The organism is Acinetobacter sp. YH01021 (assembly GCF_013420255.1).
Classification (GTDB): Bacteria; Pseudomonadota; Gammaproteobacteria; order Pseudomonadales; family Moraxellaceae; genus Acinetobacter.
In genome coordinates, this window is record NZ_VOYO01000012.1 from 62486 (window position 1) to 74442 (window position 11957).

The 11957-nt window shown below is 44.3% G+C and carries 13 protein-coding genes; 4 read left to right on the plus strand and 9 right to left on the minus strand.

Annotated elements, in window-relative coordinates:
- Positions 1-59: 59 nt before the first annotated feature.
- From paaD to paaA, 4 genes are read right to left on the minus strand one after another with little or no spacing between them, the layout of a single operon-like run.
- Positions 60-560: a 1,2-phenylacetyl-CoA epoxidase subunit PaaD gene (gene paaD / locus FTT86_RS10025; RefSeq protein WP_180181112.1), complete on the minus strand. Its 501-nt coding sequence runs from the start codon at positions 558-560 to the stop codon at positions 60-62.
- A gap of 28 nt (positions 561-588) precedes the next feature.
- On the minus strand, positions 589-1344 hold the full coding sequence (gene paaC / locus FTT86_RS10030) for a 1,2-phenylacetyl-CoA epoxidase subunit PaaC (RefSeq protein ID WP_026056591.1): 756 nt from the start codon (positions 1342-1344) through the stop codon (positions 589-591).
- A gap of 17 nt (positions 1345-1361) precedes the next feature.
- Positions 1362-1652 (minus strand): 1,2-phenylacetyl-CoA epoxidase subunit PaaB, encoded by a 291-nt coding sequence (gene paaB, locus FTT86_RS10035; RefSeq protein ID WP_004279183.1) that lies wholly within the window; start codon positions 1650-1652, stop codon positions 1362-1364.
- Positions 1653-1685: 33 nt separating this feature from the next.
- Entirely contained in the window at positions 1686-2630 is a 945-nt protein-coding gene (gene paaA, locus FTT86_RS10040; protein ID WP_180087428.1) for a 1,2-phenylacetyl-CoA epoxidase subunit PaaA, read from the minus strand.
- Between the two features lie 262 nt (positions 2631-2892).
- Here paaA and paaZ point away from each other — a divergent pair, with 262 nt between their 5' ends.
- The 3 genes from paaZ (at position 2893) to FTT86_RS10055 (ending at position 7759) form a co-directional block, all read left to right on the plus strand.
- On the plus strand, positions 2893-5004 hold the full coding sequence (gene paaZ, locus FTT86_RS10045) for a phenylacetic acid degradation bifunctional protein PaaZ (protein ID WP_180181113.1): 2112 nt from the start codon (positions 2893-2895) through the stop codon (positions 5002-5004).
- Between the two features lie 194 nt (positions 5005-5198).
- Positions 5199-6638: an MFS transporter gene (locus FTT86_RS10050; protein ID WP_180181114.1), complete on the plus strand. Its 1440-nt coding sequence runs from the start codon at positions 5199-5201 to the stop codon at positions 6636-6638.
- Between the two features lie 185 nt (positions 6639-6823).
- Positions 6824-7759, plus strand: a complete 936-nt coding sequence (locus FTT86_RS10055; RefSeq protein WP_180181115.1) for a tRNA-dihydrouridine synthase — start codon at positions 6824-6826, stop codon at positions 7757-7759.
- Positions 7760-8133: 374 nt separating this feature from the next.
- On the opposite strand, the gene FTT86_RS10060 is transcribed toward FTT86_RS10055, so the two are convergent.
- The 3 genes from FTT86_RS10060 to rpe form a co-directional block, all read right to left on the minus strand.
- Entirely contained in the window at positions 8134-8619 is a 486-nt protein-coding gene (locus tag FTT86_RS10060; RefSeq protein ID WP_004279178.1) for a methylated-DNA--[protein]-cysteine S-methyltransferase, read from the minus strand.
- 72 nt (positions 8620-8691) lie between these two features.
- A complete protein-coding gene (gene sugE / locus FTT86_RS10065) occupies positions 8692-9009 on the minus strand; it encodes a quaternary ammonium compound efflux SMR transporter SugE (RefSeq protein ID WP_004279177.1) in 318 nt (105 codons plus the stop codon).
- A gap of 628 nt (positions 9010-9637) precedes the next feature.
- Positions 9638-10324: a ribulose-phosphate 3-epimerase gene (gene rpe / locus FTT86_RS10070; RefSeq protein ID WP_004279174.1), complete on the minus strand. Its 687-nt coding sequence runs from the start codon at positions 10322-10324 to the stop codon at positions 9638-9640.
- Positions 10325-10492: 168 nt separating this feature from the next.
- On the opposite strand from rpe, the gene FTT86_RS10075 reads away from it, so the two are divergent.
- Positions 10493-10771: a DUF2218 domain-containing protein gene (locus tag FTT86_RS10075; RefSeq protein ID WP_005104887.1), complete on the plus strand. Its 279-nt coding sequence runs from the start codon at positions 10493-10495 to the stop codon at positions 10769-10771.
- Between the two features lie 44 nt (positions 10772-10815).
- Here FTT86_RS10075 and FTT86_RS16115 read toward each other — a convergent pair whose 3' ends face one another.
- Complete coding sequence (locus FTT86_RS16115) at positions 10816-10989, minus strand: hypothetical protein (RefSeq protein ID WP_247143851.1); 174 nt, start codon at positions 10987-10989, stop codon at positions 10816-10818.
- Positions 10990-11037: 48 nt separating this feature from the next.
- Positions 11038-11955 (minus strand): M48 family metallopeptidase, encoded by a 918-nt coding sequence (locus FTT86_RS10080; RefSeq protein ID WP_077067972.1) that lies wholly within the window; start codon positions 11953-11955, stop codon positions 11038-11040.
- Positions 11956-11957 lie beyond the last annotated feature (2 nt).

Below are 11957 nucleotides of genomic sequence, written 5' to 3' on the forward strand. Positions count from 1 at the left end.
TAGGTGGCGGTGTTCAGGCTTGTTATTGGTTTACCCTGCCCACCGCGCAATCGTTACAATCAAATACATTTGAAATAGTCAAAAGTTTCTAAGCAGTCCCGACATTGATATAAAGCTTTACAGGCGGTCGAACCGAATTCACTTAATAATTTGCTGTTGTTACTTAAGCACTGTGGACAGGTGATGCCATCGGTCAATGCCACATGCGTACCACAGCTATGTGACTGGCCTTGCGGCGGGGCAATACCATATTGCTGTAATTTGTGTTTGCCCGATTCACTCATCCAGTCCGTGGTCCAGGCTTGAGACAGGTCCACAATGACTTTGACCGGCGTCAAACCATTGGCCTCGAAAGCATGGGTAATTTCTGCTTTTAATAAATCCGTGGCCGGACAGCCGCTATAGGTCGGCGTGAGTCGCACCACAATTTCATCCTGCTGATTCAGCTCGACGCCACGAATCATACCCAGATCAATCACTGACAATACCGGAATCTCTGGATCAGAAACCTGCTGTAAAACGTCCCAACATTGATCTTCTACGTGTCGAATCAGATTCATGCGACTCACTCCCTGTGATTGTGCCGAATTACCAGTTCATGTTTGGATATGAGCGCTGCATGTATTGCAGTTCAGCCAAAACAAAACCGAGATGTTCTGTATGTAAACCCTGTTTAGCCCCACTGCGATAAGCGCCTAGCTCTGGCAGGCTTAATTCAAATCGCGCTAACTCGGATGTAATGGTCTCCAGCCACTGGGCTTTTAAATTTTCAATATCTGGAATGACACCGCTATCGACCAACTGTCTTTCATCAGCCGTCAGAACAAAAAGTTCCTCGGTAAAACGCCATAACTGGTTTAAACCTTGCTGGGTTTTTTCATGCGCTTCTGCGGTACCTAAACTTAAGCGTTCCATCCAGGTGGTGGAAAAACGCTGGTGATATTTCACTTCTTTGAGTGATTTCACTGCAAAAGCCGCCAACTCAGCATGCTGACTTTGACTTAAGGCGCTAAACAATAAAGCGTGGTAGTGATCCATCAACCACTGGCGCACCAGGGTCTGGGCAAAGTCACCATTCGGCTGTTCACACAGCAGCAAATTACGGTATTCACGTTCGGTACGGAAATAAGCCAGCTTGTCTTCATCACGGCCCTGTCCTTCCACTTCACCCGCCAGACTGAGGGCAGTACGTGCCTGACCCAATAAATCCAGTCCGATATTGGCTAAGGCAATATCCAGCTCCAGTTCAGGTGCATGACCACACCACTCTGCCAAACGATGAGACAGGATCAGTTGACTGTCACCCACATGTAAAAGAAATTCTGCCAATACTTGATTTGTCATATTCTTCACCTTTCCCTTTACATGTGCTCGATGCCAGCTGGAATGTTATAAAAGGTTGGATGGCGATAAACCTTGTCCAAAGCAGGTTCAAAAAATTCTGCTTTTTCATCTGGCTGTGAAGAGGTAATCAATTCAGATTTCACCACCCAGATACTGATGCCTTCATTGCGGCGGGTATATACATCGCGGGCATTTTGTAGTGCGACTTCCTCATCCGGCGCACGCAGGCTGCCGACATGACGGTGACTTAGACCCTGTTTACTACGCACAAACACTTCATAAAGTGACCAGTTATTTTTGTTATTCATGAGCAAATTTCCTTATATTGATCAAACTATTTTTTAAGCGACTTTTTGTGCTGCTGACTGTTGCTGCTGTTTTTGAGCATAGACGGCTGCTGAATCACGTACCCACTTGCCGCCTTCCCAAGCTTTGCGGCGTGCTTCAATACGCTCATGGTTACACGGTCCCTTGCCTGCAAGAATCGCAAAGAACTCATCCCAATTGATTTCACCAAATTCGTAATGTCCGGTGGCTTCATTGAATTTGAGGTCTGGATCTGGAACGGTTAAACCCAGCTGCAAGACTTGCGATACGGTGTTATCGACAAATTTCTGACGTAGCTCATCGTTGCTGAATAATTTAATTTTCCACTGCATACTTTGTGCACTGTTCGGTGAATTATCATCACTTGGACCAAACATCATCAGTGCCGGCCACCAGAAACGGTTCACGGCATCCTGTGCCATCTGCTTTTGTTCCGGCGTACCATTGGCCAATTCCATCATGGCTTCAAAGCCCTGACGCTGATGGAAACTTTCTTCCTTACAGACACGCACCATGGCACGTGCATAAGGACCATAAGACGTACGGCAAAGTGCTACCTGATTGACAATTGCTGCACCATCCACCAGCCAGCCAATCGCGGCGACATCGGCCCAGCTCAGGGTTGGATAGTTAAAAATGGATGAATATTTCATGCGACCGGCAATCAGTTTATCCATCATGTCGTCACGATCAGCACCAAGGGTTTCAGCAGCACTGTACAGATACAACGCATGACCGGCTTCGTCCTGGACTTTTGCCATCAGTACGGCTTTACGTTTTAAGGTCGGTGCACGAGTAATCCAGTTGCCCTCCGGCAACATGCCTACTACTTCAGAGTGTGCGTGCTGACCGATCTGACGAATCAAGGTCTTACGATAAGCATCCGGCATCCAGTCCTTCGGCTCGATGGAAATATCCCTTTCAATCTTTTGATCGAAGATTTGTTGTTGGTTATTCATTGTTCCCTCACTTATCCCAAGTGTTGATACACTCAAATTAAAACGATACAAAATTAAAATCAATATCTATTTATTGGTATCATTTAATTTTTATCCTTTATTTTTACTAAATATTTGTTTTATATAATTTAATATTTTTTATTTTATTGTTATGCATTTTTAAACACAGATTTATGATTGACATTTTCAATTTTTCAACACAAATTATGAAACATCAAAATTAAAATACATCTCAAAACGTATCATAAATGGAGTTTTTACAATGTTAGAGTTAGACAGCAGCTCAAGCCCAACGGATTATCAAGATACTGAATCAACTCATAATCCTATTGCCATCAAAAGCTTAAGCTCATTAATCTGCGGTCAGGAATATACAACTCAAGCCGATTTACGTACGGTTTATCATGCCATTAGCGGTGAAGGGGTTTATCAGGTCGGCAGTCAGGGCATCGATACCCAAGCCGTGGTGAAGTATGCCAAACAAAAAGGCGCGACTATTGCCACATGGACCTTCCATCAACGTGCCAATGCACTGAAGCAAGTGGCTCAGTATTTGATGGAACGCAAAGAAGACTTTTATGAACTTGCCAAAGCAACCGGCTGTACCCGTAAAGATGCCTGGATTGATATTGAAGGCGGGATTGGCACCTTATATGCGTATTCAAGTTTGGCGCGTCGTGAACTGAGTGATGAAACAGCATTGGTGGAAGATGCCTGGATTCCTCTTTCTAAGCAAGGTAGCTTTGGCGCGAAACATATTCTGACGCCTAAAGCCGGTGTCGCCGTGCATATCAATGCCTTTAACTTTCCAATCTGGGGCATGCTGGAGAAAATCGCTCCTACGCTACTGGCAGGCGTACCCTGTATTGTCAAACCGGCGACTGAAGGTGCCGAGCTGACCCATGCCGTGGTCAAAGCCATTCATGAAAGCGGTTTCTTGCCAGAAGGTTCACTGCAGCTTATTTGCGGACAGATCTATGATTTATTTGATCATTTAAATCCTCAAGATACGGTCACTTTTACCGGTTCTGCTTCAACAGGGCAAAAACTGCGTTCGCATCCACATTTAAATGCCTACTCGATTCCGTTCACCATGGAAGCAGACTCGGTCAACAGTGCGATTTTGACGGCGCAAGCCAATGATGAAACGATTGATTTATTTGTGCGTGAAGTTTTCCGTGAAATAACCACCAAAGCTGGACAAAAATGTACTGCCATTCGTCGTGCTTTTGTGCCAGCCGAGCTATTGGATACAGTACAAAGTCGTCTGATTGAAAAACTAAAAAAAGTGGTCGTGGGCGATCCGGCTCAGGAAGGCGTGACGATGGGTGCTTTGGCTAGCGTCAAACAGAAATATGATGTCGCTGCAAAAGTTGAACAGCTCAGCCAGGATGCAGAGATCGTATTCGGTAGCCACTTGCGTCAGGACTTTAAGATTCAAGTACAAAATACGGAGACATCTGCATGCTATCCACCGACAGTTTTGCTATGTAAAGCACCGGCTCAGGCAGAAAATATTCATAAAATTGAAGCTTTTGGGCCTGTGGTCACTTTAATGCCATATACTGACCTGGCTCAGCTTGCTGACCTGGTGGCACGTGGCGAAGGCAGCCTGGTGGCCTCCATCGTACGCAATACCGATGAAAATATTGAACAACTGCTCAGCAAAATTGCGCCATGGCATGGTCGTGTCCATATTCTGGATGCTGAAAGTGCCAAAGAAAGTACCGGACATGGCTCTCCATTGCCTTTACTGGTGCATGGTGGACCGGGTCGTGCCGGTGGAGGTGAGGAACTCGGCGGCTTGCGCGCAGTCAAACATTATATGCAACGTACTGCGATTCAAGGCTCGCCAAATGCCATGACCCAGGTCGGCCATAGCTGGACGGCAGGCGCTCAGGTCTTTGAAGACCGTGTGCATCCTTTCAAAAAGTCATTTGATGAATTGCGTATCGGCGAGCGCTTGCTGACTGCACGACGTAGCGTGACTGAAGCCGATCTAGTGAATTTCGGCTGCCTGAGCGGTGATCACTTCTATGCGCATATGGACAAAATTGCTGCGGCAGAATCACTGTTTGGTGAGCGTGTCGCACATGGCTATTTCGTAGTATCCGCAGCTGCAGGTTTATTCGTTGATGCTGCTCCAGGCCCGGTCATTGCCAACTATGGCATGGACAACTTGCGCTTTGTAGAACCGGTAAAAATTGGCGATACCATTCAGGTAGAACTGACCTGTAAGCAGAAAACTCCAAAAGCACTGCGCGATCCGGCACAGAAACCACATGGTGTCGTGGTCTGGGATATTAAAGTGAAAAACCAGCGCAATGAACTGGTTGCAACCTACGATATTTTAACGCTGGTTGAACGTGGCTAAAAATTCATACCAAAAAAAAGGAATCATTATGATTCCTTTTTTTTATCTTTAAAAATTATTTGTATCTATTTTTAAAAACAGATTGACGTCTATCTATTTAGCCTCTAGATTAATTAAATGCGATACAACATAAAAATAACAAGCAAATTAAAAGTATCAAATAAACATCTCAAACGATCAGCACAGGATGTTGCATGATGAATGATAAATCGCTGAACCTAGAAATGGTTGAAAGGACGATTCAACCAACAAATCAAAATTTTGAGCCTACACCGACAGAAACGGCTGTGCCGCTGTCTGAACAGATTGAACCGCCACCGGAAAGCAGCACCTATCAATGGTATGTGGTGGTCATTTGTATGGTGGCTTACATTCTGTCATTTGTAGACCGTCAAATTTTATCGCTCATGATTGAACCGATTAAAGCCGATTTAATGCTGAGCGATACTCAGTTTAGTCTGTTACAGGGTCTGGCCTTCTCCTTATTTTATGCCATTATGGGCTTGCCCATTGCCGCATTGGCGGATCAAAAGTCACGGATTAAAATTATTGCAACCGGGATTGCATTCTGGAGTCTCGCTACAGCGGCTTGTGGCCTCAGTAAAAACTTTATTCAAATGTTTATTGCACGTCTGAGTGTGGGTGCCGGTGAAGCTGCGCTTTCCCCTGCCTTTTATTCAATCGTTGCCGATTTATTTCCGAAAGATAAATTAGGCCGTGCACTCGGTGTATATGCGATTGGTGCCTTTATTGGTTCGGGCCTAGCTTTCCTGATTGGCGGCTATGTGATTGGCCTGCTAAAAGATGTCAGCTTCGTAGCCTTACCCCTCATTGGTGAAGTGAAAACCTGGCAACTTACCTTTATGATTGTGGGTCTTCCAGGCGTATTACTAGCCCTACTCATGGTGCTGACGGTGCGTGAACCTGCACGTAAGGGTATGAAAGTCGATCAGGATGGCCAGGTAATTAAAGCCTCTTTCAAAAATTCGATTGGTTTTATCAAGACACATAAAAAGACCTTCTTCTGTCATTTTATTGGCTTTTCTTTTTACACCATGATGCTGTATTCGCTGCTGGGCTGGGCACCTGCCTATTACATGCGTAATTTCGGTCTGGATGCGAGTCAAACCGGTTATATCCTCGGTACGATTATTCTAGTCGCCAATACTTCGGGTGCCTTGTTCTGTGGCTGGTTGATCGACTTCTTCTCGAAACGTGGCTATAGCGATGCTGCAATTCGTACCGGTGCGATTGGCTGTGCGGCGCTGATTATTCCGAGTGTGCTGTTTACTCAGGTCGATAATATGCAGCTTTCATTTGCGCTGATTTTTGTGGCGATGTTCTTCTCCACTTTCCCGATTCCGGCATCGGCTGCTGCTACGCAAATGCTGACACCAAACCAGCTACGCGCACAGGTATCTGCCAAGTTCCTGCTGGTTTCAAACCTGATTGCCTTAGGGATCGGAACCACTGCTGTGGCGTTAATCACGGATAAATATTTCCAGAATACCTTAATGGTCGGCAACTCGATCTCGATCGTCAATGCGATTGCCGGATTGATTGGTTGCTTCCTGTTGTACAAGGGCTGTCAGTATTATCGTGAGAGTATGAAAGTCGAGAAACTGGCTGATTAAAATGGCTGGCTATCGATAAACCCTCTTAAGCTTCACTTTTAAAGGCCTTTAATCCACATTAAGGGCCTTTTTATATCAGCCCAAAAAGTTCAATTTTCAGGCTCTCAGATTTCAATTCCCATCCAGCCTAGACAGGCTGCCTAAAAAAACGTATAACACCGTTTTAAATTTACAGGTGTGCACCGTTGAAACTTGTGCTTGCTCCCATGGAAGGCTTAACCGATCCGATTATGCGTGATGTGCTGACATCCGTAGGTAGCTTTGACTGGTGTGTGACCGAGTTTATCCGTGTCACCGATTCCCTTCTGCCCGATCATATTTATCATACTTACTGCCCGGAACTGTTGAATGATGGCAAGACGGCGGCAGGTACACCGGTACATGTCCAATTCTTAGGAAATAATCCGGAGATGCTAGCAGCGAATGCCGCCAAAGTGGCAGCCATGGGCGCACCGGCAATTGACATGAATTTTGGCTGTCCGGCCAAAACCGTGAACCGTCATCGTGGTGGTTCAGTCCTGCTCGATGAACCCAAAGTCGTGCATGAGCTGGTTAAAGCCGTGCGTGATGCAGTGCCTGCGCATATTCCGGTTTCCGCCAAAATGCGTCTGGGTTATATGGACCGTAATTTCATGCTGGAAAATGCCCATGCCATTGAAGATGCAGGAGCAGCATGGGTTACCGTTCATGCACGCACCAAAGCCGATGGCTATACTCCACCCGCTTTTTGGGACCAGCTACAACCGATTCGTGAAGCACTCAAAATCAATGTGATAGCCAATGGTGAAATCTGGAACAATGCCGATGCCAAACAGTGCCGACTAGAATCTGGCTGCGAAGACCTGATGATTGGCCGTGGTGCAGTGACCACACCCGACCTGACTCAATGTATCCGTCAAAACTCGGATGCACCTTTGATGAACTGGAATGAACTGCTACAACTGCAAATTCGTTTTATCAACGGCCCAGCCAAAACTGAGATCGGGATGGTCGGTCGTTACAAGCAATGGCTCGGCATGATGTCGAAACATTATCCTGAAGCCAAAGCATTATGGGATGAAGTAAAACGGATTAAAGTTCTGGCCGAGATTACCGAAAAACTGAAAGCTTCAAATATTTAAAACTAAAAAGCCTTTGAATCATTCAAAGGCTTTTTTATGGGCTCGTAAAAGCTTATGACTGCTTAGGCTGTTTTGAATACCACTTCGAAATAAATCCAATCACAAAGTATGAATAGATTAATTTCTACTAGCAGAACATCCATATTCTAATTTTTCATTTGTTTTAAATTTTTAGATATTAAAGTTCTTTCATAAATCATTTTTTATAATCACTACAAAGGAAATACCCTCTCCTTGTAGGAGAGGGCGAGGGAGAGGTTTTTACCCCCCTCATCTCCTTGCTAAGCAGTGCTTCTTATCCCAGAGGGAGAAGGAACTTTTAATATTCATTTTAAAATGAATAGAACGATCATTTTTTTATTTATAAAAGAGATTTATGAATGCGTCCGCTCAATATTTAACAGGATTTCTTTTTTATCCAAACCACCGGCAAATCCTACCAGCTTGCCACTGCGACCAATCACCCGATGACAGGGTGCAATAATCGAAATCGGGTTTTTGCCATTGGCTGCACCCACGGCGCGTACAGCCTTGATATTACCTACCTGTTCAGCAATGTCGCGATAGCTTCGCGTTTGTCCGTAGGGAATATTCAGTAGCGCCTGCCAGACTTTTTTCTGAAAATCAGTACCGGCAAAGTCCAAAGGCAGGTCAAAAACATTGCGCTGACCGGCAAAATATTCCTGGAGCTGACGTCTGGTTTCAATCAAAACCGGATGCTGCGGATCTTCAACCAAGGTCGCCAGTTTCACCCGATTCGGCTGTTCACAGTCCCAAAGCACAGCCACCAGCGCGGTTTCATTCGCGACCAGTTGTAGCTGACCTACGGGAGAATCCATATAGAGATAACTTAAGTTCATGATGGCGCCCTGTCCCAATCACTGAGTTCATTTTCTATATTAACCCAGTTCACCGAGACAGGCAGAAACAAATTATGAAGAGGATACTTTCATCAGTACCAGACCGGAAATGATGAGTACGGCAGCCAGCATACGCAATGCTGTAGCAGGTTCACCCAGAACCCAAATACCGATGAGAAATGAACCCACTGCACCAATCCCGGTCCAGATCGTATAGGCTGTACCTAGCGGCAAAGTACGCATCGCATAAGCCAGTAAAGCAAAACTCAGTACCATGAAGACAATGGTAATAATACTTGGGGTGAGTCTGGTAAAACCTTCAGACAGCTTCATTGAATATGCCCAAACGATTTCAAAAATACCCGCAAGAATAAGTACAATCCAGGCCATGCAGCCCTCCTCCTTTTATATAAGAATCAGGCCGTCCTGACGATTTTTCCTGTAAATTCCGATATGCAATTCACAAGGGAGGTCGTTCCTCCTAGGTGTAAAAATTTGATAAAACCGCGTTTCAGCAATCTGGCTATTTTTACAAAACATCACTTATCGAGATACAACTTAACTTTGTCTTACTCAAATCTTCACGACATTCATGGCTACTCTGGTTATGGTAGATTTTGAAAATGCCAAGTCAGAAATAGTTCTAATAATCGGGCAATTCATTCACAACAATTACATGAGAATGGACTCAGAATATTAAGTTATACACATCAATTAAATTTAAACTTTGTCTGGAGAAATTACATAATGAAACACAAATATACAACACATTGATCACTTTTTGCCTGGTTCCATTATCAACCTATGGTGAATAAACAACCACCAAAGACAAGAGTTATAGGCGATAAAAAAGAACCCAATTTGAGTTCTTTTTATACAAATTTTGTCTAAATCGCAATCAATCAGGCTACAAACGATTACATTTTATGCAACATATCCATATGGTCATCAACATAGATATCTACACACTTATCCATAAAGTTATCCACATATTTATGCACTTATGAGTTTTTAACGATTACAATTGAACCTGTCCCACTCTCGCTAATTCCGCACGCATTTCATCAATCACAGCTTTATAATCCGGCTTGCCAAAAATAGCTGAACCCGCCACAAACATATCGGCACCCGCTTCGGCAATTTCACGAATATTGCTTGGCGTAACACCGCCATCAACTTCCAGACGAATATCACGACCTGAAGCATCGATCAGTTTGCGTGCCTGACGCAATTTATCCAAAGTCATTGGAATAAATTTCTGTCCACCAAAGCCCGGGTTCACACTCATGAGCAGAATTTGATCGACTTTATCCAGTACATAATCCAGATAATGCAGTGGCGTTGCTGGGTTAAACACTAGACCCGCTTTGGCGCCACCTGATTTGATCAACTGTAAAGAACGGTCAATATGATCAGACGCTTCCGGATGGAAAGTAATGATATCAGCACCCGCTTCAAGGAAATCTCCGATCATGCGATCTACCGGCTTAACCATCAAATGTACATCAATGGGCGCCTTAATCCCATAATTTTTCAAGGCCTTGCAAACACCCGCACCAAAAGTCAGGTTCGGCACATAATGGTTATCCATGACATCAAAATGGACAACGTCTGCACCTGCTTCCAACACGTTCTCGACTTCTTCACCTAAACGGGCAAAGTCAGCAGATAAAATAGAAGGGGCAATTAAATAAGGCTTGGACATGGGAGAACCTGGCTTGTTGAAATTGGATTTTTCCCATTATATCAAATCCGCTCCGGCTACTGTGATTCGATGTTGCAAGATTAAAACGCTGTGTAACGCTTTGAGGCTTATGCCGGCATCACCGCTTGGTTTAAAATGCAGGATAATGATGAATAGTGTAGAAAACTGATGAAAAGTATTGCCCATATCCAGACGCAACAAGCAGCACGAATTGCCAAACGCCTGGCCAATCACTGGAAACATAAATTTAATATTGATGAAACCGAACAAAATTTCCTGATTCATTTTCCAAATGCTGAAGTGATATTGGCTCCTGAACAGGATCATCTAACCGTAACGATTCAAAGTAATGATGAATCCACTGACCTGAATAAACTTGAAAATGTAGTACTGGATCATCTGATCCGTATGGGACAGGAAAATCTGACTGCTAACTGGCAAAGATAGGTATTAAAAAGCCTTAGTGATCAGGGCATAGCAATGATCAGAAACTAAATACGATGATTCGCCTGTTCATTAAAGGCATGAATACGCTCAATTCTTTTATCCAGTTCGGGGTGAGATTCCAGATATTTTTTAAACTTCCCGATCAGGCGAATCCATTTCAGTTCGGTTTCTGTCAGGTGTCGGTCTTTTCCATCGATATTGAGGGTGAAATTTTTCATTTTTAAGGTTTGAGACTCCTCTGCCAGTATTCTGGCATTTTCCACCCGCTACAAAAAGTTAGACAAATGAATACTGGAAATCTGCTGTTGATGCCAATGCTGCATGGCATAGTCATCGGCATCCAGTTCAATCGCCTGCGAATATCCGGCATCGGTCAGGACCACTACATATGCGGTGACCACATCACTTAAATCTCCAGTTACAAAGGCAAACAGTCCCGCCACACCCAGATTAGAAATCACTTTTTGCATGCTGTGCTTCTGTACCAGATGGCCTTGTTCGTGGGCCAGTACTGCGAGGACTTCCTCATCAGTGCCGCTGATTTTCACCAGTTCATCAGTCACAATAATGGTGTTATTCGGGATGGCTGCGGCATTCATGCCCATGCTTGATCCACCTTGACGGAAAATAATTTTTGCAGGTTTTCCTACAGCAATCTTTTGTTCATACAAAGTTTTTAATCGCATCTGCTGTTCTTCCGGTAGTGTACTTGGTTGGGTCTGGGCAATTAACTGCTGCTCTGTCCGGTTGCCTACTTCAACCAGAGTCTGCTCCGGAAGGAATTTTGCCAGCTGTTTGGCACTATAAGGAATCCCCCATTTTAAAATCACAATCACTGCACTAATCTCGATGATCATGGAAAAGAAAATCAGGATCGGTGAACGTTCAAACTTCCAGATTGCATGATAAATATCTTTATGTTTAATCCCGAGCCAATGTGGCGCTTTGCTTAAAAACTCAATCCGACGCTCTTCAGGCAGCTCAATAATCGGTTTACGACCACCGACACCACCAATGTAGGCCATGTCCGGATAAGAAAAATAAAAATCTGCAGCGCTAACTTGTACTGGAACATCCTCATCAAGTTTCAAGACAATCCCTTGTTGCTGATCCGGTACAATCCAGGCACAACGGCCTTCAGCGAGAATTCCATCATAAAACTTAACTTCGATAGGTCGTTTCATCA